The 20,473-nt window shown below is 62.7% G+C and carries 16 protein-coding genes; 7 read left to right on the top strand and 9 right to left on the bottom strand.

Annotated features, from left to right (window positions below; genetic code table 11):
* Positions 1-17: 17 nt before the first annotated feature.
* Both ilvA and P1P91_RS04635 read right to left on the bottom strand, forming a co-directional pair.
* On the bottom strand, positions 18-1,277 hold the full coding sequence (ilvA, locus tag P1P91_RS04640; RefSeq protein ID WP_311884853.1) for a threonine ammonia-lyase: 1,260 nt from the start codon (positions 1,275-1,277) through the stop codon (positions 18-20).
* 97 nt (positions 1,278-1,374) lie between these two features.
* Entirely contained in the window at positions 1,375-1,848 is a 474-nt protein-coding gene (locus P1P91_RS04635) for a nuclear transport factor 2 family protein (protein WP_311884852.1), read from the bottom strand.
* A gap of 207 nt (positions 1,849-2,055) precedes the next feature.
* Here P1P91_RS04635 and P1P91_RS04630 point away from each other — a divergent pair, with 207 nt between their 5' ends.
* The 3 genes from P1P91_RS04630 (at position 2,056) to P1P91_RS04620 (ending at position 4,973) form a co-directional block, all read left to right on the top strand.
* A complete protein-coding gene (locus P1P91_RS04630) occupies positions 2,056-3,252 on the top strand; it encodes an IS4 family transposase (RefSeq protein WP_311882096.1) in 1,197 nt (398 codons plus the stop codon).
* 137 nt (positions 3,253-3,389) lie between these two features.
* Entirely contained in the window at positions 3,390-3,668 is a 279-nt protein-coding gene (locus P1P91_RS04625; RefSeq protein WP_311884851.1) for a hypothetical protein, read from the top strand.
* A 108-nt stretch (positions 3,669-3,776) separates the two neighbouring features.
* Positions 3,777-4,973 carry an IS4 family transposase gene (locus P1P91_RS04620; RefSeq protein WP_311882096.1) on the top strand — a complete coding sequence of 399 codons (1,197 nt, stop codon included), beginning with the start codon at positions 3,777-3,779 and terminating at the stop codon, positions 4,971-4,973.
* Here P1P91_RS04620 and P1P91_RS04615 read toward each other — a convergent pair.
* Positions 4,945-5,244 carry a restriction endonuclease subunit S domain-containing protein gene (locus tag P1P91_RS04615; protein WP_311884850.1) on the bottom strand — a complete coding sequence of 100 codons (300 nt, stop codon included), beginning with the start codon at positions 5,242-5,244 and terminating at the stop codon, positions 4,945-4,947. The genes P1P91_RS04620 and P1P91_RS04615 overlap by 29 nt on opposite strands.
* A 153-nt stretch (positions 5,245-5,397) precedes the next feature.
* On the opposite strand from P1P91_RS04615, the gene P1P91_RS04610 reads away from it, so the two are divergent.
* Together P1P91_RS04610 and P1P91_RS04605 are read left to right on the top strand one after the other, a co-directional pair.
* Positions 5,398-6,654 carry an ISL3 family transposase gene (locus tag P1P91_RS04610; RefSeq protein WP_311881765.1) on the top strand — a complete coding sequence of 419 codons (1,257 nt, stop codon included), beginning with the start codon at positions 5,398-5,400 and terminating at the stop codon, positions 6,652-6,654.
* Between the two features lie 109 nt (positions 6,655-6,763).
* A complete protein-coding gene (locus tag P1P91_RS04605; RefSeq protein ID WP_311883841.1) occupies positions 6,764-8,182 on the top strand; it encodes an IS1380 family transposase in 1,419 nt (472 codons plus the stop codon).
* 422 nt (positions 8,183-8,604) lie between these two features.
* On the opposite strand, the gene P1P91_RS04600 is transcribed toward P1P91_RS04605, so the two are convergent.
* From P1P91_RS04600 to P1P91_RS04575, 6 genes are all read right to left on the bottom strand, one after another.
* Positions 8,605-9,801: an IS4 family transposase gene (locus tag P1P91_RS04600; RefSeq protein WP_311882096.1), complete on the bottom strand. Its 1,197-nt coding sequence runs from the start codon at positions 9,799-9,801 to the stop codon at positions 8,605-8,607.
* Positions 9,802-9,896: 95 nt separating this feature from the next.
* A complete protein-coding gene (locus tag P1P91_RS04595; protein WP_311884849.1) occupies positions 9,897-11,795 on the bottom strand; it encodes a type I restriction-modification system subunit M in 1,899 nt (632 codons plus the stop codon).
* Between the two features lie 164 nt (positions 11,796-11,959).
* Entirely contained in the window at positions 11,960-12,988 is a 1,029-nt protein-coding gene (locus P1P91_RS04590) for a methionine synthase (protein ID WP_311884848.1), read from the bottom strand.
* A gap of 24 nt (positions 12,989-13,012) precedes the next feature.
* A complete protein-coding gene (locus P1P91_RS04585; protein ID WP_311884846.1) occupies positions 13,013-13,996 on the bottom strand; it encodes a DUF1852 domain-containing protein in 984 nt (327 codons plus the stop codon).
* Positions 13,997-14,133: 137 nt separating this feature from the next.
* A complete protein-coding gene (locus P1P91_RS04580) occupies positions 14,134-16,866 on the bottom strand; it encodes an AAA family ATPase (RefSeq protein WP_311884845.1) in 2,733 nt (910 codons plus the stop codon).
* Positions 16,863-17,996 (bottom strand): metallophosphoesterase family protein, encoded by a 1,134-nt coding sequence (locus P1P91_RS04575; RefSeq protein ID WP_311884843.1) that lies wholly within the window; start codon positions 17,994-17,996, stop codon positions 16,863-16,865. Before P1P91_RS04575 ends, P1P91_RS04580 begins: the two co-directional genes overlap by 4 nt.
* A 418-nt stretch (positions 17,997-18,414) precedes the next feature.
* Here P1P91_RS04575 and thpD point away from each other — a divergent pair, with 418 nt between their 5' ends.
* Together thpD and P1P91_RS04565 are read left to right on the top strand one after the other, a co-directional pair.
* Positions 18,415-19,329, top strand: a complete 915-nt coding sequence (gene thpD, locus P1P91_RS04570) for an ectoine hydroxylase (protein WP_311884841.1) — start codon at positions 18,415-18,417, stop codon at positions 19,327-19,329.
* A gap of 127 nt (positions 19,330-19,456) precedes the next feature.
* A complete protein-coding gene (locus P1P91_RS04565) occupies positions 19,457-20,212 on the top strand; it encodes a ZIP family metal transporter (RefSeq protein ID WP_311884840.1) in 756 nt (251 codons plus the stop codon).
* Positions 20,213-20,473 lie beyond the last annotated feature (261 nt).

The raw sequence follows: 20,473 nt of genomic DNA, 5'->3' as shown, positions 1-20,473 counted from the left end.
CGGGTGCCGCCGAGAGATCACGCCTGGCCTTTGGGCTGGCGGGTCGTCAGCGTGTTGACCTGGAGCCCTTCTTCCTGGAACAGGGTAACCAGCTGTTCCTGGTGCTCGGGACCCCGGGCTTCCATTTCGAGAATCACCTGCGTCATGCCCACAGGCACGTGAAGCTCGCCGCGGCGATGCTCCACGTGACGGATGTTCACGCTGAGCCTGGCGACGGTATCGAGCAGGTGGGCAAGGTTGCCCGGCGTGTCCTGGATGGTCACCGACAGGTTGATCAGGCGGCCGCTGGAAGCGAGGCCGTAGTCGATGGAGCGGCCTACCAGGCTGGTATCCACGTTCCCTCCCGAGATCACGCAGACCACCCGGTCTCGCTCACTGACCGGGATCCTGCCGCTCATCAGGGCTGCCAGGCCGATGACCCCGGCCCCTTCGCCGATGGTATGGGTATGCTCGAGCAGGGTGACGATGGCCTCGGCGATGGCGTTGTCGCTGACGGTGACGATGTCGTCCACGTAACGCGCGATGACCTGGCGGGTGAGCTCACCGGCGCGCTTGACCTTGATGCCATCGGCGATGGTGTGGGCATCGGGTGCAACTTCCTCGATGCTGCCATCGGCTAGAAAGCGCCGCCAGGGCGCCACGGTGTCGGTCTGTACGCCGACCACGCGAATGGCCGGATTTTGCAGCTTGAGCGCCAGCGCCACGCCGGACAGCAGACCGCCGCCGCCCAGGGGCACCACCGCCAGCGTCACGTCCGGGTCGTCCTCGAACATTTCCAGACCGCAGCTGGCCTGGCCGGCGATCACATCCCAGTCATCGTAGGGCGAGAGAAACGCCAGGTTATCCCGGCGGGCAACCTCCTGGGCAAGCTCGGTAGCCTGCTCCAGATTGGTACCGTGCAGGTGAACCTCCGCCCCCATCTTGCGGCAGGCTTCTACCTTGGTTAAAGGCGCGTTGACCGGCATCACCACGACGGCGCGAAGCCCGGCAAGGCCGGCCGCCCGCGCCACCCCCTGAGCGTGGTTGCCGGCCGAGGCGGCGATCACCCCGTTGCCCTGCGCCCCGGTTGCCAATAACCGAGCAATCTTGTTGGTGGCCCCGCGTATCTTGAAGGAGCCCGCGCGCTGCAGGTTCTCGTACTTGAAGGCCAGCGAGGTGTTCAACGTCGCAGACAGCGCATCGTTGTGCCACTGCGCCGTATGAACGACGGCGTCGCGAAGGCTGTTTCGGGTGGCGTTCAGGCGTTCAAGGGACAAGGGGGGCGATTCGATAGGCATGGCAGGCCTTTCCGGCTAATGGCAGGGTCTCCGTGGAACTGTAGCATCCGCTGCCCCGCTATCGCGACAGCCAGCGGCGTTAACGCTGAGCGGGCGCCTATAGGCCGAGCTCTGACAACCCCGGATGGTCATCCGGACGGCGGCCGAGCGGCCAACGGAACTTTCGCTCGGACTCTTCTATTGGCAGATCGTTGATACTTGCAATGCGGCGCTTCATCAGACCCGCGTCGTTGAACTCCCAGTTTTCATTCCCGTAGGACCGGAACCATAGCCCCGAATCGTTGTGCCACTCGTAGGCAAAGCGCACGGCAATCTTATGGCCATCGGCAATCCACAGCTCCTTGATAAGCCGATAGTCCAGCTCCCTACGCCACTTGCGCTGCAAAAATGCCACAATCTGCTCACGCCCCTTGATAAACTCATTGCGATTACGCCACTGGCTGTCCGTGGTGTAAGCAAGCGCCACTTTTTGGGCGTCGCGCGTATTCCAGGCATCCTCTGCAAGACGCACCTTCTCAGCGGCTGACGCCGAGTCGAAAGGCGGAACTGGCGGCTTGATCTCATCGGTCATGTGACGGCCCTCCTGTTTACGGAGTTTGGGATTCTGCTGGGAGCATAACAGCCGTGAGACAGCACGTTGATACCCAAGTGGGCAAGGGTTCACGCCTGAGGAATCCCCATGAAATGGGTAATAAAATCAGCATGATAGGATTGAAAAAGCCTGCATGAGTCATGCATGTTGTGAGTTACGACACACAACAACATGCGAAGGAGACCCATGCAGGCCCCTCGATTCTTGCATAACTTGCTGACGTCTTCACTCTCCGTGATCCATGCCAAGCGGCTACAGACCGTCCTCGATACCGTTGGCGCTCTGCTGGGCGAGCGACGTCTGGGATTAACGGCCATTGGCCGTGCGTTGCCGAGCTCGACGGATGCCAAGCACGCCATCAAACGAGTCGATCGACTATTAGGCAACCCTCACCTTCATCAGGAACGACCGCTGTTCTATTGGCTCATGGCCTCGCTGCTGATCGGCCATACAACGCGCCCACTGATTCTGGTGGACTGGTCGCCGATTGATGACCGCGGCAGGCATTTCCTGCTGCGTGCGGCGGTGCCCTTCGCCGGGCGATCGCTGCCCATCTTCGAGAAGGTTCATCACAAGGAAGGATGCCCATACTGTGAAGCCTATCTGCTGGATGCGCTGGCAAGGATCCTGCCCGACAAGGCCACGCCGATCCTGGTGACCGATGCCGGCTTTCGTAACCCGTGGTTTCGGGCCGTTGAAGCGCGCGGCTGGTATATCGTTGGACGGGTCCGTCAGCCCGCCCGTTACCAGGCGTCAGGCGAAGCATGGCAACCCGTGAAGACCCTGTTTCAACACGCGACATCGGAACCGCAGGCGTGGGGCTCCGTCCGGATCGCCGAAAACCATCCGTTCCGCGCTCAGATGGTGCTCTATTATCGACCGCCACGGGGACGTAAGCATCGCAATAAACAAGGCCGGATCTCTCGGGACGGCGGCAGCCGGACGATCGCCCGGCGTCAGCAGGAGCCCTGGGTGCTGGTCAGCAATCTGCCGGACCGCTCAACGCTGGCGAATAAAGTGGTAACGATCTACCGACAGCGCATGCAGATTGAGGAAGGGTTTCGCGATGTCAAAAGTCCCTTGTTCGGGCTGGGCTTCGGCATGCATCAGTCTCGCCAGGGCAAGCGCATCGAGGTCCTGCTGCTGATCGCCATGTTGGCGAACGTGGCCATGATGGTGGCCGGCCTGGATGTCCGAGCCCGGGGGCAACAGCGGCGCTATCAGAGCAACAGTATCCGGCACCGGAGCGTGCTTTCCGTGTGGCGCCTGGGCTTGGAATGTCTTCGTCGTCATCAACCCGACGCCGTGCCTTGGCCTGCTTGGACAACCCTCCGAGCACGACTTCGCGAGGAAGTCAGGGAGCAGAGCCTATGCGGCGAGTAGCAACATATTCGTGGGGATTCGTCAGCTTTCAACCGGCATTTCTACACCTTCGAGCCCCCGCGCCCGCTGGAGGAAATCGACGCCGACCTCAAGGCCTGTACCGACCGCATCAAGCAGATGATCGAGGAGATGGCGGTATGACAAATTTGTCTGGAGCAAATTTGAACAGCCGCAAGGCGGCTGGCCCGAAGGGCGAGGGCAGGGATAGCCCGAGTACCCGTCCCGCATACCCCGAATACAAGGATTCCGGTATCGAGTGGCTGGGTGAAGTGCCGGCGCATTGGGTGGTTCGTCGCCTAAAACATGTACTGACTTTGGTGACAGATCGCGCTGCCAATCGGGCAAACCCTATCGCTCTTGAGAATATCGAAGGGTGGTCTGGTCGTTACATAAAGAAAGAATCGGATTACTCCTGAGGAATCCCCATGAAATGGGTAATAAAATCAGCATGATAGGATTGAAAAAGCCTGCATGAGTCATGCATGTTGTGAGTTACGACACACAACAACATGCGAAGGAGACCCATGCAGGCCCCTCGATTCTTGCATAACTTGCTGACGTCTTCACTCTCCGTGATCCATGCCAAGCGGCTACAGACCGTCCTCGATACCGTTGGCGCTCTGCTGGGCGAGCGACGTCTGGGATTAACGGCCATTGGCCGTGCGTTGCCGAGCTCGACGGATGCCAAGCACGCCATCAAACGAGTCGATCGACTATTAGGCAACCCTCACCTTCATCAGGAACGACCGCTGTTCTATTGGCTCATGGCCTCGCTGCTGATCGGCCATACAACGCGCCCACTGATTCTGGTGGACTGGTCGCCGATTGATGACCGCGGCAGGCATTTCCTGCTGCGTGCGGCGGTGCCCTTCGCCGGGCGATCGCTGCCCATCTTCGAGAAGGTTCATCACAAGGAAGGATGCCCATACTGTGAAGCCTATCTGCTGGATGCGCTGGCAAGGATCCTGCCCGACAAGGCCACGCCGATCCTGGTGACCGATGCCGGCTTTCGTAACCCGTGGTTTCGGGCCGTTGAAGCGCGCGGCTGGTATATCGTTGGACGGGTCCGTCAGCCCGCCCGTTACCAGGCGTCAGGCGAAGCATGGCAACCCGTGAAGACCCTGTTTCAACACGCGACATCGGAACCGCAGGCGTGGGGCTCCGTCCGGATCGCCGAAAACCATCCGTTCCGCGCTCAGATGGTGCTCTATTATCGACCGCCACGGGGACGTAAGCATCGCAATAAACAAGGCCGGATCTCTCGGGACGGCGGCAGCCGGACGATCGCCCGGCGTCAGCAGGAGCCCTGGGTGCTGGTCAGCAATCTGCCGGACCGCTCAACGCTGGCGAATAAAGTGGTAACGATCTACCGACAGCGCATGCAGATTGAGGAAGGGTTCCGCGATGTCAAAAGTCCCTTGTTCGGGCTGGGCTTCGGCATGCATCAGTCTCGCCAGGGCAAGCGCATCGAGGTCCTGCTGCTGATCGCCATGTTGGCGAACGTGGCCATGATGGTGGCCGGCCTGGATGTCCGAGCCCGGGGGCAACAGCGGCGCTATCAGAGCAACAGTATCCGGCACCGGAGCGTGCTTTCCGTGTGGCGCCTGGGCTTGGAATGTCTTCGTCGTCATCAACCCGACGCCGTGCCTTGGCCTGCTTGGACAACCCTCCGAGCACGACTTCGCGAGGAAGTCAGGGAGCAGAGCCTATGCGGCGAGTAGCAACATATTCGTGGGGATTCGTCAGGCGTAAGGCCACAACATCCCAATGCGCCGGCACATCACCCAGCCACTCCACGCCGGAGTCCTTCATCGGCACGTCGGGGTCGAGGCCCTTGGTCACGGCGTGGGAAATCACCGCCTGGCGCTTTTCCTTGAGCAGCGCGATCAAGCGCTGCTGCTCGGCGATCAGCGCGTCGATGCGGGTGGTTTCGTGGTCGAGGAAGGCGGCTACCTGAGCTTGCTCGTGCTCAGGTGGCGTAACATAAGGCATGTTACCCATTGTTTCCCAGCCGACCCGTGGCATTTTCGCGCCATAAGTGGCCCCATCAACTGCTGATATAAATTGGGCTCTTCGTCGTTGGGTGTGGAATTCGCCCCCTGAGCTGGGCCAGAATATGACCTCCACGACGACAGGAGGTATGACATGGACGGCACCCAGATTCTGACCCTCGGCCTGGGCTTGGAAGCGCCCTGGATTCTCAAGGACCAGCACCTGGACACCTCCGTATCGCCCCACCGTCTGGACCTCTACGTCGAGGCCGAGCGTGGCAGCCTCTACCCCTGCCCTGAGTGCGGCGAGGCCTGTCCGGCTCATGACTTCGCTGACAAGACGTGGCGGCACCTGAACTTCTTCCAGCATCACTGCTACTTGCATGCTCGCGTGCCGCGTACCAAGTGCCCGGAGCATGGCGTCAAGCGTATCGAGGTCCCTTGGGCGAGGCCGGGCAGCGACTTCACCCTGCTGTTCGAGCAGGCGGCCATGTCACTGGTCAAGGAGATGCCGGTGTTGGCCGTCTCCCGACAGCTGGAGATCTCCGACAAGCGGCTGTGGCGCATCGTGCATCACTACGTCGGTCGGATGCTGGGGCAGCTGGATCTGAGCAACGTGGCCACCGTTGGCGTGGACGAAACCGCGTCCCGGCGTGGCCAGCGCTATGTGACGGTGTTCCTTGATATGCAACGCAAGCAGGAACCGGTGATCTTCGCCGTCCCCGGCCACGGCAAGGACGCCATCAAGGCCTTTAGCGCCTTCCTGGCGGCCCATGGCGGCGATCCGGACAACGTGGTCGAGGTCGTCTGCGACATGTCACAAGCCTTCCTCAGCGGCGTGGCTGAGTACCTTCCCAAGGCCGAGGTCACGGTCGACTGGTTCCATATCGTGCAGACCTTCACCAAGCGGCTAGACGAGGTGCGCAAGAAGGAGCGCCGCGAGCAGGAACACCCCAAGTCGCTGCGCTGGGCCCTGCTGAAGAGCCTGGACAACGAGAACCTGACGCCCAAGCAGCTGGCGGCTCTCCAGGAGCTGGTGGCTGACCAGAGCGCCACGTCCGATGCCTGGGTGATCAAGGAGAAGCTGCGCTGGATCCAGAAGGCGCCGACGCCACGAGCGGCTCGATGGCGCATCACGCACTACCTCAGGGTCATGAAGGCGGCGGTCTCGGAGAAGCCATTGCTGAAGCCGATGGGAAAGGCCCTGGCGACGTTGGAGCGCCACGCCGATGCGGTGGTTAGGCGTTGGATTTCGGGACTGACGAACGCACGACTGGAAGGCATGAACGGTCTGTTTCAGGCGGCTCGGTCACGCGCACGGGGTTACCGGAACGAAGCCAACTTCATCGCCATGATCTACCTGATTGGCAGCCCGGTGGGGCGCCTGTTCGATCAGGCCAAATCCACATGAAACGACGAAGAACCATAAATTGAGACTGTAAAAATTGGTATAAACCCGGCTTATTCATGAGGCTGGCTTGAAAATAAAGATGGCGAGGGGTTTCTCTTGTAGAATCAGGATGTTCCAGCCAGAACTTGATTCAAGAGGACCTCTCGCCATGGGTGAAAGATTATCGTCGTGGACGCCTTCCTGCAATGGTTCTGTTCGGGCCGAGCTAAGCGGCCACCGCACCACCAGCGACAGCGGCGCCTTGCTGCTGCGTGAAGCCCTCGACAACAGCGGTGTTATCCAGGCGCTGGAAGAAAGCCTGGTCGACCGGCGTGATCCACTGCGTATTCGTCATTCCCTGGCCAGCCAGCTGCGAACCGTCGTGTTGCAGCGCGCCATGGGGTGGATCGACCTGGACGATACCGACACGCTGCGTCACGATCCGCTCTGGCAGCTGGCGTGCAGCGATGCACGCGGAATGACGCCTCTGGCACAGGACCGTCCGTCGCAGGCGACGCTGTCGCGGCTGCTGGCGTGCCTTGGGAGTCATGACAACATCGATACCGTGCATGAAGGCCTGTTGCGCCTGGCGATCTGGCGCCTGGCATCGCTGAACCACGGCGAGCAGCCCGATAACCTGACGCTGGACATCGACGGCCTGCCGATCGAGGTCCATGGTCGTCAGGGCGGGTCGGCCTTTCACGGGCTGTACGGCACACGCATTTATTCGCCGCTGGTGGCCTCGCTGGCCGAAACCGGTGACATGGTCGGCGGCCTGCTGCGCGAGGGTAACGCGGGCCCTGCCGAGAACGCCGATACCTGGATCCCTCACCTGGTACGGCGCCTCAATGAAGGCACCGGTGCGACAGTGACAGTGCGTATCGATGCCGGGTTTACCGGCAACGATACGCTGCTGGCCATGGAAGAGCGTGATATCGGGTACCTGGGCCGGCTGCGCAGCAACAACACCCTTCAGACGCTGGCGGCGCCGTATCTCAAGCGGCCGCCCGGCCGACCCCCGGACCAGCCCCGGGAATGGTGCCATGACCTTGAATACCGGGCCGACAGCTGGCCCGAGCCACGGCGCGTCGTGCTGGTGGTTCAGGAGCGCCCCGACGACCTGTTGCTCCACGCCTTCTTCCTGGTGACCAACCTGAGTCGGTACCACTGGCCGCCGGAAAAGGTGTTATCACTGTACCGCAAGCGCGGCAGCGCCGAGGCGCACATGGGCGAGGTCAAGTCGGCGCTGGATGTTCACCTCTCGTCGACCGATCGCGGCGCCTCCACCGAGCAGAACGTGATGGATCGCAACGAGGCGAGTCTTCTGCTGAGCCTTTACGCCTATCAGGTGCTGCATGGTCTGCGTTGCGTGCTGGAACGGCAAACCCGACAGGGCTGGAGCCTGATCCGAATGCGTGAGCAGGTCCTCAAGGTGGCCGCCACCCTGATCCTCCACGCCCGACGTATCACGGTCCACCTCGGCGCCGCAGCCGATAAATGGTGGCCGACTCTGCTGAAAGGGCTACCAAAACTGACAGCGTTGCGCTGACGCCTCAGCGGTCGCATAAGCAAGACAGTGAGACGCCGGTCCTGTCGATGACCGGCGGTTCCGGCTGCCCGGATGACCGACGACAAGGCAGGGAAGGGGCTGAATAACGGCGATAGCAGCCGGACAGAGCGTCACCGGAAGACGGTGCCGTCTCGAAATCGGCGTTCGGCGACGAGCTACCGGCTCCCCGGGGCTTCAGGATGCCCAGTCAGCGTTCCGGTGAATAAGCCGGGATAAAGAGAACCTTCCCGACATATTTTGGGACGGTCTCATAACATGAAAGTCCCCGACCGCTTCACCATAGCCACCAGCAAGATAAACTTTGGCCAAATAAGGGCGAAGCTTTCCGAAAAGAACATCTCCTTTCTGAAAGGCTACCCCGTCACCGGAGTAATCCCTGACGAATCCCCACGAATATGTTGCTACTCGCCGCATAGGCTCTGCTCCCTGACTTCCTCGCGAAGTCGTGCTCGGAGGGTTGTCCAAGCAGGCCAAGGCACGGCGTCGGGTTGATGACGACGAAGACATTCCAAGCCCAGGCGCCACACGGAAAGCACGCTCCGGTGCCGGATACTGTTGCTCTGATAGCGCCGCTGTTGCCCCCGGGCTCGGACATCCAGGCCGGCCACCATCATGGCCACGTTCGCCAACATGGCGATCAGCAGCAGGACCTCGATGCGCTTGCCCTGGCGAGACTGATGCATGCCGAAGCCCAGCCCGAACAAGGGACTTTTGACATCGCGAAACCCTTCCTCAATCTGCATGCGCTGTCGGTAGATCGTTACCACTTTATTCGCCAGCGTTGAGCGGTCCGGCAGATTGCTGACCAGCACCCAGGGCTCCTGCTGACGCCGGGCGATCGTCCGGCTGCCGCCGTCCCGAGAGATCCGGCCTTGTTTATTGCGATGCTTACGTCCCCGTGGCGGTCGATAATAGAGCACCATCTGAGCGCGGAACGGATGGTTTTCGGCGATCCGGACGGAGCCCCACGCCTGCGGTTCCGATGTCGCGTGTTGAAACAGGGTCTTCACGGGTTGCCATGCTTCGCCTGACGCCTGGTAACGGGCGGGCTGACGGACCCGTCCAACGATATACCAGCCGCGCGCTTCAACGGCCCGAAACCACGGGTTACGAAAGCCGGCATCGGTCACCAGGATCGGCGTGGCCTTGTCGGGCAGGATCCTTGCCAGCGCATCCAGCAGATAGGCTTCACAGTATGGGCATCCTTCCTTGTGATGAACCTTCTCGAAGATGGGCAGCGATCGCCCGGCGAAGGGCACCGCCGCACGCAGCAGGAAATGCCTGCCGCGGTCATCAATCGGCGACCAGTCCACCAGAATCAGTGGGCGCGTTGTATGGCCGATCAGCAGCGAGGCCATGAGCCAATAGAACAGCGGTCGTTCCTGATGAAGGTGAGGGTTGCCTAATAGTCGATCGACTCGTTTGATGGCGTGCTTGGCATCCGTCGAGCTCGGCAACGCACGGCCAATGGCCGTTAATCCCAGACGTCGCTCGCCCAGCAGAGCGCCAACGGTATCGAGGACGGTCTGTAGCCGCTTGGCATGGATCACGGAGAGTGAAGACGTCAGCAAGTTATGCAAGAATCGAGGGGCCTGCATGGGTCTCCTTCGCATGTTGTTGTGTGTCGTAACTCACAACATGCATGACTCATGCAGGCTTTTTCAATCCTATCATGCTGATTTTATTACCCATTTCATGGGGATTCCTCAGGGTTGAAAGGGATCTCGAAGCCGACGATACCCAGGCGCTCGTCCAGCGGGTCGCGCTTGCCCTTGTCGATCCAGGCGTCGGGGACGTGGGGCTTTACTTCGCGCTCGAAATAGTCGGTCACCAGCTCGTCGAGCGGGACGTTTTCGTGGTCGCGCAGGCCGGTGTCGGGTTCCGGGTGGCCCTTCCTGTCGCGGCAGATGTCGGCCTCGGCGTCGCGCTCGGCAAGCGCAGTGAACACGGCCCTTTGCAGCGGCGCGCCGACTTTCATGCCGGCAGGCAGGTGCTCGGCAAAGGCCGCCTTCAACGCCTTGAGAAACGCCTCGCGGTTGGTGAATGCTTGCGCTTCGCCCAGGCTTGCGCAGGCGCGGATTAACGCTTCGCGTTCGGCAGCTTCGAGCTTTTGCACGGGCTTTTGTTCGCCCAGCCGGGCCAGGCGCTCGGGGCTTGCCTGGAAGTTCAGGCGCAGCGGGCGCTCCACGGTGATGCGGCGATAGCCAAAGGCCTCGACGGGGAAAACCTTGCTCTCGTCGCTTTCGGCAAAGCGGCCGTAAAGGCGCACAATTTCGTCCAGATCGCGCTCGGCGATGTAGTGGCGCTTGCTACCCAGCGACTTGCGCATCTTGCTGCCCCGAGCGGTAGCGTCAATCAGCTGCACCTTGCCCCGGCGCTCGGCGGTCTTGTGGTTGGACAGCACCCAGACGTAGGTGGCAATGCCGGTGTTGTAGAACAGGTCCGTGGGCAGGCCGACAATCGCCTCGACCAGGTCGTGCTGCAGCAGGTAGCGGCGGATCTCGGACTCGCCGCTGCCCGCCCCGCCGGTAAACAGCGGCGAGCCGTTGAGAATGATGCCGATGCGCGAGCCGCCTTCCTTTGTCGGCCGCATCTTGCTGACCAGGTGCATGAGAAACAGCAGCGAGCCGTCGGACACCCGGGGCAGCCCGGGGCCAAAGCGGCCCTCAAAGCCTTTGCGCCGGTGCTCGTCCACCACGCCCTTTTGCACCTTTTTCCAGTCCACGCCGAACGGCGGATTGGCCAGCATGAAGTCGAAACGCTGGTCGGCCAGCTGGTCGTCCGAAAGCGTGTTGCCCAGCTTGATGCGGCCCACGGTCTGGCCTTTGATCAGCATGTCGGCCTTGCAGATGGCGTAGGATTCGGGATTGAGCTCCTGGCCGTGGAGCGAGACGCTCATGCCGCCGCTGACCTCCTGCATGTAGGCGTCGCTTTCCGAGAGAAAGCCGCCGGTGCCCGCGGTGGGATCATAAACGGTGACGATGCCGCCGGTCTTGATCTTGTCGTCCTGGCCGGTGAGCACCAGCGAGGTGGTCAGGTGCACCACGTCCCGCGGGGTAAAGTGCTCGCCGGCCGTCTCGTTGGAGCTTTCGGCAAACTTGCGGATCAGCTCTTCAAACACCAGCCCCATGCCGTAGTTGGAGAGCCGCGCGGGGCTCAGGTCGGTGGCAGCAAAGCGCTCGACCACGCCGTACAGCAGGTTGGCAGCGTCGAGCTGGTGGACGTAGTTCTCAAACTCGAAGTGCTCGAAGATCTCCCGGGCGTCGGCGCTGAAGGCGCGCACGTAGCTCATCAGGTCGTCGGCGGTCTGGGTGGCGGAAAGCGTGCCCAGCGTCAGCGGGCTGGCGTTGAAAAACGGCTGGCCGGCGGCGTTGCGCAGCAGCTTGTCGCGCACCGCATCGGCCTTGTTGCGGTGCGTCTCGGCGGCCTGGACCACCTGCGACTTGGTGGGCTCCAGCACGCATTCCAGCCGGCGCAGCAGCGTCAGCGGCAGAATGATACGGCCGTACTGGGACTGCTTGAAGTCGCCGCGCAGCAGATCCGCCACGGCCCAGATAAACCCCGCCAGCTGCGAATGGCTCTCGGTATCCACTGTGCTACCCCTCTCCATTGGCCGCGCGGCGTGACGCCCGCGCAAAAAATGACAAAAGGGCAATATGATACACAGCGCCGCGGGTGCGTGCAGGGAAGCCAGACACACAAAAACCCCCGCAGCGTCCGCTTGCGGGGGCCTGAGGCCCCGTCCTGGAGGCTTGTTTAACCTTCGACCTCCTTGCGCACGATGGCCGCGCCGGCGGCAAGCGCCTGCATCTTGCCCCGGGCAACGTGGCGCGGCAGCGGGGCCATGCCGCAGTTGGTGGAGGGATAGAGGTTCTCGGCGTCGACAAACTGAAGCGCCTTGCGCAGGGTGGCGGCGACCTCTTCCGGCGTTTCGATCTCCTGGGTGGCGACGTCAATCGCGCCCACCATCACCTTCTTGCCGCGGATAAGCTCGATGAGCTCCATGGGCACGCGAGCGTTCTGGCACTCCAGCGAGACGATGTCGATGTTGGACTTTTGCAGCCTGGGAAAGACTTCTTCGTACTGGCGCCACTCGGAGCCCAGCGTTTTTTTCCAGTCGGTGTTGGCCTTGATGCCGTAGCCGTAGCAGATGTGCACGGCGGTCTCGCACGTGAGGCCGTCGATGGCCTTTTCCAGGGTGGCGATGCCCCAGTCGTTGACCTCGTCGAAGAAGACGTTGAACGCCGGCTCGTCGAACTGGATGATATCCACGCCCGCGGCTTCCAGCTCCCGGGCTTCTTCGTTCAGCGCCTTGGCAAACTCCCAGGCCAGCTTCTCGCGGCTTTTGTAGTGGCCGTCGTACAGGGTGTCCACCATGGTCATGGGGCCGGGCAGCGCCCACTTGATGGGCTGGTCGGTTTGCCCGCGCAGGAACCTGGCGTCTTCCACAAACACCGGCTTTTGGCGGGAGACCTCACCCACCACCGAGGGCACGCTGGCTTCGTAGCGGTCGCGGATGCGCACGGTTTCGCGCTGGTTGAAATCCACGCCGCTCAGGTGCTCGATAAAGGTGGTGACAAAGTGCTGGCGCGACTGCTCGCCGTCGCTTGCGATGTCGATGCCGGCGTGGCGCTGCTCGTGCAGGGCCAGGCGCAGGGCGTCCCGCTTGCCTTCCGCCAGCCCTTCGCCTTCCAGCTTCCAGGGCGACCACAGCACCTCGGGCTCGGCCAGCCAGGAAGGTTTGGGCAGGCTGCCGGCGGTGGACGTGGGTAACAATCTTGCCATGATAAAAACCTCGTAAGACGGAAATCAGGACGCCTGGCGGGCGGTCCACTGTTCGAGCACCTGGCGGTTGGGCTTGATGAAATGCTCTTCCACGAACTGCCCCTGCTCGCTGGCCAGCCGGGTGCGCTCTTCGCGGTCGTAGACGATGCGGGTCAGGGAGTAGTCCGGCTCCTCCAGACTCGGCCGATAGACTTGACCCGCCGCCGCGTTGGCGTTGTAGATTTCCGGGCGGTAGATCTTCTGGAAGGAGTCCATGGTGCTGATGGTGCTGATCAGCTCCAGATTGGTGTAGTCGCCGAGCAGATCGCCCATGAAGTAGAAGGCCAGCGGCGCCACGCTGCCCGGCGGCATGAAGTAGCGCACCCGCAGGCCCATCTCGTGGAAGTAGGCATCGGTCAGGGAGCTTTCTTCCTTGCGGTACTCCACGCCCAGCACCGGGTGGACGTTGTCCGTGCGGTAGTAGGTTCTGGTGCTGGAAACGCTGATGCAGATCACCGGCGGCTTGGCGAAGTTTTCCCGGTAGGCGTCGGAGTGCAGAAAGGCCCGGAACAGCTGGCCGTGCAGCACGCCGAAGTCTTCCGGCACGCTGAACGACTCCCGGCCCCGGTTGTGCTCTTTGAGCACCACGCTGAAGTCGTAATCGCGCACGTAGGAAGAGAAGTTGTTCCCCGCGATACCTTCCACTCTTTGGTTGGTGGCCTTGTCCACAATGTGGGTCTGCAAAATCTCGATGAGCGGCAAGGCCTCGTCGCGGGCGGCGGCGTCCACGGCCATTTCCACCGAGACGATATCCAGCTCCACGCCATAGCGGTCGCCATTGGGATTGTCCCAGTCGGCCATGGCGTTGAAGCGGTTGTTGATCATCCGCAGGGTGTTGCGCAGGTTCTCTTCGCGCATCTCCCCCCGGGCCAGGTTGGCAAAGTTGGTGGTGATGCGGGTAGTGTCCGCCGGGCGATAGTTCTCATCGAAGCGAATCCGCTTGACGGAAAATGCAAAATCGTTGTTCATCGAGAATGACCGTCCTGGTTCCAAAGGCATGAATCCAAGGCATCCGCCAGCTGAGGCGTCCGCGGCAAATCAACGATGGATTATCGAAACCGGGGCTGCATGAAGCAAGCTGAAGTTTCTCATGATGAACTTTAATTTTATTCATGGCGGGCGGTGACGCCCGGCCGGGGCGCATCGCCGCCGGCCTGGGGCGCCAGCATGTCGGCGGTGCTGCCGGCGGTCTTGAGCGCTTGCATCTCCCGGGGGGCCACGCCCAGGTCCTGCCAGTTTTCCGGATGGCAGGTGAACAGCAGCACCTGATGGCGCCGGGCGGCGTCGAAAAGGATACGCTTCATCTGTTCGCGCCGCGCCCGGTCGCAGTGCACCAGAGCATCGTCAAGGATGATCAGGGTGGGCCGGCCGGCTTCCTTGAGCAGGTCGGCGTAGGCCAGGCGGGTAATCAGGCCCATTTGCTCCCGAGCGCCAAAGCTCAGCGCCTCCAGTGAGCCCCGCTCTTCGCCGCCGGTGCCGTCGCGGATCAGGGCCTCGGGCTTGAGGTCTTCATCCACGGTGAGCTCGGCGCCGGGGAACAATAGCTTCAGATAGCGGCCCAGGTGTTTCTGCAGCGGCGCCTGCAGGCGGCGGGTCACTGTCTGGCGCTGCTGCTTGAGCCGGGTCAGCAGCAGGTCCAGGGCCTCGGCGCGGCGGCTTAGCTCATCCCGGCGGCGCTGTATTTGCTGCTGCTGGCGACGGGCGTCGTCACGCTGCTCGTCCAGCCCCTGGGCGCCCTGGGTATCCAGACGAATCTGCAGGTCGTGAACCTCGCGTTCCCGTCCCCGAGCCTGCTGCAGCTGGGCCTCTGCCGCGCGGGTGAAGCGCTCCAGGTCCTGCTCCAGCAATTCGGGGTTGGCGGCCTCGATCTCGCTCTGGCGCCGCTCGAGCGAGGCCTGCAGGCGCTCGTCCTGGGCGTGGAGGTCGGTCAGCGCGTCCCGGGCCTGCTGCTGGCGCTGCTGGCGGTCCGGGGCGTTGAGCTCGTCGTGCAGGCTTTGCCATTCGGCCTCGGCGGTCGCCAGCGCCTGCTGCGCCAGGCCAAGCGCCTGGCGGTGCGCCTGCTCGGCGTGCTCGGCGGCCTTGAGCTGCTCACCGGCGTTGGCTAGGGCGGCCTGCGCCTGCGCTTCATCGAGAGGGGCAGCGGCCCGGGGCGCGTCGGAAAGCTGGGTCAGCTCGTCGGCCAGCTGCTTCTGGCGCTGCTCGGCCAGGCGCTGCTCGCTTTCCAGGGCATCCAGCCCCTGGGGCGCCAGGCCCTTGAGCTCGGCGCGCTCGCGCTCCATGCGGCGGTTCAGCTCGTCGGCCTTTCTGGCCCGGGCCCCGGCATCGGCCAGGCTCGCCGCTCCCAGCTCATGCAGCAGGGCATCGCGGTCCGCGGCGTGACGCTGCTGCCGGCGCGAAAGCTCGGCCACGTCGCTGCCGCCGGGGGTGACGGTCAGCGTGCCCACGCCGGGAATGCGCAGCTCGGCAGCCGCCAACAGCTCTTTCTCGCCTTCGCCGCTTAGCGGCTGATCGCCGAGCATCAGCTGCTGGCCATCTTCCAGCCGATAGGCCAGCCGGGTGGCGAGCGCCTGCTGCTGAATGCCGAGTTTCTCCCGCTCGTCTTCGGTGCGCTGCAGCTGACGCAGCGCTTCGTCGTCGATGCGGATGGCCTGATGCTGCTCGCTCAGCTGCTGCAGCGTATCGCGCAGGCGCCGGGCATCCGCCAGGGTCGCGCCAAGCCGGCTGCTCTGCTCGCGCAGCCGCTCCTGCTCTGCCTGCAGCGCTTGCCGGCGCGCGTGCTGGCGGGCGCTCGCTAGGGCCTCTTCCGCTCGGGCATAGTCGGCCTTGGCATCTTCCAGGCGCTGGCGAATGCCGCCGTCGTTGGCCCGGTGCTGCTCCCGCTGCTGCTGGGCCCGGGCCTTTTCCTCTTCGCGCCTTGCCAGCTGCCGGGCCTGGTCTTCCATATCCTGCAGCTGCTGGCGATAAAGCTGCTGGCTGCGCCGGCAGGCGTCGAGCTCGCTGCGCTCCTGCGCCTGACGCTGCTGCTGGGCCTGAACGGCGTCCAGCGCTTGTCGGGCCTTTTCCGCCCTGGCCTGCTGCGCCTCCCAGGGTCGGGCGGCGTCGATCTCTCGCTGCTGGCGCTGAAGCTCGCCGAGGCGATCCACCAGCTCGCGGTACTCGTCTACCTGGCTGTCGAGCCTGTCCTGCTCGGCGGCCAGCCTTGCGCTTTCCTGCTCGGCCTGTTTGAGCTCGCCGGTGCTGCGGCCGGTGGCGGTCAGCAGCTTGCCGCGCTCCTGTTCCACTCGGGCGATCAGCGCATCGCCGCCGGTGCTGGCAACGTCGCCCAGGGCCTCGCTCAGGTTGCGGCTCAGCGCCGCCTGCAAGTGCTCGCCGGCGTGACCCACGGGTTCGCGCATCTCCTGAACCGCGCCCTGCTCCACCCATAGCAGACCGGGAATGCCCCAGTGCTCGGCCTTGCTCGCGCCGCGGCCGGGAAACTCGTAGCCCAGCAGCTCGGCCAGGCGGTCGTCGGCCTCGTCGCCGCGGTAGTGCTCTCCGCCGCCCTGAAGGTCGCAGCGTTTGCTTTGCAAAAAGCGCTTGTTCAGGGTCCAGCGGCTGCCCTGCCAGTCAAACTCCAGCTGGATTTCGGGGCCGGCGGAGCTGTCCCCCCAGGGCTGCAGCTCGGTCACGCTGCCGGTTTTATGGCGCTCGAAAAAAGCGGCGCGAATGGCGCGCACCAGGGTGCTCTTGCCCGACTCGTTGGGGCCGACAAAAAGGTTGAGGCCGGCCTCGAGGCCGGTGACGTCCAGCGGCGTGCGAAACTGCTGGAACTGGTTGATATACAAGCGCGTCAGCTTCATGAGGAGCTCTCCTTGGCGGACGGCCGTTCCCGCAGCAGGCCGGCAAGAATGCCCAGCGCCCGGCGAGCGGTATCGGCGCCTTCGCCGTCCCCTGTCTGCTGCTCCTGAAGCTCGCGGATCACATGGCCCACGTAGCCGTCGGCGTGGAGATCGGCGAGGTCTTCCGCCGTGGGCGAAAGCGCCAGCTCGGCGGTGTCGACCTGAAGGCTGCGGTGGCGGCCGGCAGCGGCGCTCAAGGCCTGATCCAGGTGCTGCTTGCCGGCCAGGTCCAGCTCGCCGGCAAGCGTCAGGTCGATCACCGACATCGCGGGCAGTGCCGCCAGCTCCTCCAGCAGGGCGTCGAGGTCCGAGGCCACAGCCAGGCGGCGGCGCCACTGATACCAGCCGTACTGCCCTGTCGCCCGGGCCTCGACCCGCGGCACGGCGCCGGGGCGGTCAATTTCCACCAGCAGCGCCTGGCCGGCGCCGTTGTTCTTGAAGCGTTCCTGCTCCGGCGTGCCGCTGTACCAGGTGCGCGCGTCGACCTGCTTGAGGCCGTGCCAGTCACCCAGGGCCAGGTAGTCCAGCCTTGCCGTGGCGGCGCGGTCGGCGGCGATGGGGTTGGGCGAATCCGCCGATTCGGGCAGCTGGCCTTCAACGCTGCCGTGGGCCAGTCCGATGCGTACCAGGCCGTCGGGCGTGGCGGCGTCGTCAAACCAGGCGGTCAAGTCTTCGTGGGTTTGCCGCTGGGTCAGCGGCGCGGGGAGGATAGCGGCGCCGATCGCGTCCAGCCGCAGCGGCTCGGGCCGGGTGAGCACATGGACGTTGTCCGGTACGGCGCCAATGCGCTGCGCCCGGCTCCAGATGCTTTCGGCCAGGGCGGCATCGTGGTTGCCGGGGAGCAGCACCCAGGGGCCGGCAAAGCCGCTCATGGCCTGAAACGTGCGGTGCAGGGTGCGGTTGCTCAGGCCCTGGGCATCGAAGATATCGCCGGCGACCAGCACGGCGCTGACCTGCTCCTCCGTCGCCAGCCCGGCCAGGCGCTCCACCGCGGTGAAGCGGGCCTCCGCCAGGGCGGCGGCATCCTCGACCTCGAAGCGGGCATACTGTCGGCCGATCTGCCAGTCGGCGGTGTGCAGAAAGCGAAGCATTCAGGCCTCCTTGCGGCGTGCTGCGGTCAGTTAACACGATACGCTTCGTACCTATAGTAGCGCGAGGGCAGGTCGCCCGGAACGCAATGCGCTTTTCCGTTCCGGCCCTGCCCACTGCTCGACCCATGCTCAAAGGCATCTCGGGCACGGAAGCCTATTGCCACAGCGGCTCAATTGACCATGGCATTGCGCCTGAAACTTGAGGCAGCCTCACCCCATACGTTAAACCCGACATGAAAGAAAGCGGCACCTTCAGCCGAGTTCAGACGAGTAGTGCCCGAGCGACCTGCCACGGGATACGCACCCTGCACGTCACGCTTTAAGCAGTATATCAACCCACCGGGATCAACAAGTAGTTGAATATGTGACGACCACTGGGTTAGCTTTACCTGGCTAATCAAACTAGGAGGAAGTAACCATGCGAGATACGCAAGATCTTTTTCCGACCCGTTTGGAACGCAAGCTGGGCATGTTTGAGCGCATTGATCCTGTTGTCCACAGCGATGAAAAACAGCGCGCAAACGGGCCACTGAGCACCGAAGAGCTGGATGAGTTCGACAGAAAGGGGTTTCTATCCTTCGAAAACTTCTTTAACGAAGACGACATGCAGGCCTTTATCCAGGAGCTGCGCGATTACGAGGATGATGAAGACCTGAAGCTTTCGGAAGGGACCATCCTGGAGCCGGGCAAGGAGGAAATTCGCTCCATTTTCGGCATCCATGACCTCTCCGAGCGCTTTAGCCGGCTGACACGCGACCCGCGGCTTCTGGCCATGGTGCAGCAAATCCTGGGCAGCGACGTGTATATTCACCAGTCGCGCATTAACTACAAGCCGGGCTTCAAGGGTAAAGGCTTTGACTGGCATTCCGACTTCGAGACCTGGCACAGCGAAGACGGCATGCCGCGCATGCGCTCCTTGAGCTGCTCGATCATTCTGACGGACAACGGCGAGTTCAACGGTCCGCTGATGCTGATCCCCGGCTCCCACAAGTATTTTATTCCCTGCGTAGGGCGTACGCCGGAGAACAACTACAAGGCGTCGTTGAAAAGCCAGGAAATCGGCGTGCCGGACGCGGCCAGCCTCAAGCAGCTGATGATGGAAAACAGTATCGAGGCACCCAAGGGCGCATCGGGCTCGCTTGTGATGTTCGAATGCAACACGCTTCACGGCTCCAATACCAACATGTCCTGCTGGCCAAGGAGTAACCTCTTCTTCGTCTACAACAGCGTGGAGAATACGCTTCACGACCCCTACTGCGGTAACAAGCCGCGCCCGGAGTTTCTTGCTACGCGCAAGAACTGGGACCCTCTCAAGCCCGTAGACGATAAATAGACGATAGAACGCACGCCCAGCAGCCAATAAAGCTACGCAGCTTTAGGTTGGCCCACGAGAACAGTGCCGGGCCAACCCCGGCACCTCGCCACCCATTAAAACGCCACAGCAAAAAGCTGAAACTGCCATGTTGACAGATAGCATCTGGCTGGTAGTAGGACTGGCATTAATGCCTGCCCTTGGCAATATCAGCGGCGGCCTTGCAGCAGAGGTCTGCAGAGCTACCGGGCGCCACCTCAATTACGCCCTGCATGGCGCGGCCGGCCTGGTGATGGCCGTAGTGGCGGTAGAAATCATGCCACCCGTGCTGACAACGCTTCCGGCCTGGCTGATCGCCGCAGCCTTCGCCCTGGGCGGCCTTGCCTACGTCGGTCTGGAAAAACTGGTAGACAGCGTCCAGGAAAACCGAGGCGCGGGCGCTCAAACCAGCGTGTGGATGATCTATATCGCTGTCTCTGTCGATCTGTTCAGCGACGGCCTGTTGATCGGCGCAGGCTCCGCCATCGCGCCCTCCATGGCCCTGATACTGGCAGCGGGCCAGGTACTCGCCGACGTTCCCGAAGGCTTTGCCACTATCGCCAACATGAAAGACAAGGCCATCCCCCGGCCCAAGCGGTTGCTCCTGCTCGCCTTTTTCATTATTCCCGTGCTTGCCGCTGCCCTCTTGGCTTATTTTGTCCTCAGACATCAGCCGAAAAGCTTTCAGCTGGCGGCCTTAACCTTCACCGCCGGGCTGCTGACGGTAGCCACCATCGAAGAGATGATCGCCGAAGCTCACGAAACCCGGGCCGATACCCGAATATCGCCGCTGGCGTTCACCGGCGGATTTGTGCTCTTCATTCTGGTCTCGGCCGGCCTGGAACAGGCCGTCGCACAGGGCTAAAAGCCCTACCTCAGCGTTTAGCCAAACCGGTATGCACAAGCGGAGAGGCTTAACAAGAAGGCAAGGACTCATAAGCCCAGGCGGACTTGAACCGCCGACCAAGGGATTATGAGTTCGCTTTTAAAACAATAAGTTACTGACGCACAAGGAAAAGCAACCGTAATCAAGCGAAAGGTACAGTTCTTTGGAATCAGTAGCTTAGCGAAGATTGAGGATAGCACACGAAGCTGGTGTGTGTACCGGTGGTGTACCTATCAAGAC

Source organism: Halomonas piscis, assembly GCF_031886125.1.
Lineage (GTDB): Bacteria > Pseudomonadota > Gammaproteobacteria > Pseudomonadales > Halomonadaceae > Vreelandella > Vreelandella piscis.
The sequence above is the reverse complement of the archived record's forward strand: the minus strand, read 5'-3'. Positions and strand labels throughout refer to the sequence as shown.

Excerpts from the sequence above, each read along its gene's own strand:
- ilvA (WP_311884853.1), bottom strand. The coding sequence starts at position 1,277 with ATGCCTATCGAATCGCCCCCCTTGTCCCTTGAACGCCTGAACGCCACC.
- P1P91_RS04635 (WP_311884852.1), bottom strand. The coding sequence starts at position 1,848 with ATGACCGATGAGATCAAGCCGCCAGTTCCGCCTTTCGACTCGGCGTCA.
- P1P91_RS04630 (WP_311882096.1), top strand. The coding sequence starts at position 2,056 with ATGCAGGCCCCTCGATTCTTGCATAACTTGCTGACGTCTTCACTCTCC.
- P1P91_RS04625 (WP_311884851.1), top strand. The coding sequence starts at position 3,390 with ATGACAAATTTGTCTGGAGCAAATTTGAACAGCCGCAAGGCGGCTGGC.
- P1P91_RS04620 (WP_311882096.1), top strand. The coding sequence starts at position 3,777 with ATGCAGGCCCCTCGATTCTTGCATAACTTGCTGACGTCTTCACTCTCC.
- P1P91_RS04615 (WP_311884850.1), bottom strand. The coding sequence starts at position 5,244 with ATGCCTTATGTTACGCCACCTGAGCACGAGCAAGCTCAGGTAGCCGCC.
- P1P91_RS04610 (WP_311881765.1), top strand. The coding sequence starts at position 5,398 with ATGGACGGCACCCAGATTCTGACCCTCGGCCTGGGCTTGGAAGCGCCC.
- P1P91_RS04605 (WP_311883841.1), top strand. The coding sequence starts at position 6,764 with ATGTTCCAGCCAGAACTTGATTCAAGAGGACCTCTCGCCATGGGTGAA.
- P1P91_RS04600 (WP_311882096.1), bottom strand. The coding sequence starts at position 9,801 with ATGCAGGCCCCTCGATTCTTGCATAACTTGCTGACGTCTTCACTCTCC.
- P1P91_RS04590 (WP_311884848.1), bottom strand. The coding sequence starts at position 12,988 with ATGGCAAGATTGTTACCCACGTCCACCGCCGGCAGCCTGCCCAAACCT.
- P1P91_RS04585 (WP_311884846.1), bottom strand. The coding sequence starts at position 13,996 with ATGAACAACGATTTTGCATTTTCCGTCAAGCGGATTCGCTTCGATGAG.
- P1P91_RS04580 (WP_311884845.1), bottom strand. The coding sequence starts at position 16,866 with ATGAAGCTGACGCGCTTGTATATCAACCAGTTCCAGCAGTTTCGCACG.
- P1P91_RS04575 (WP_311884843.1), bottom strand. The coding sequence starts at position 17,996 with ATGCTTCGCTTTCTGCACACCGCCGACTGGCAGATCGGCCGACAGTAT.
- thpD (WP_311884841.1), top strand. The coding sequence starts at position 18,415 with ATGCGAGATACGCAAGATCTTTTTCCGACCCGTTTGGAACGCAAGCTG.
- P1P91_RS04565 (WP_311884840.1), top strand. The coding sequence starts at position 19,457 with ATGTTGACAGATAGCATCTGGCTGGTAGTAGGACTGGCATTAATGCCT.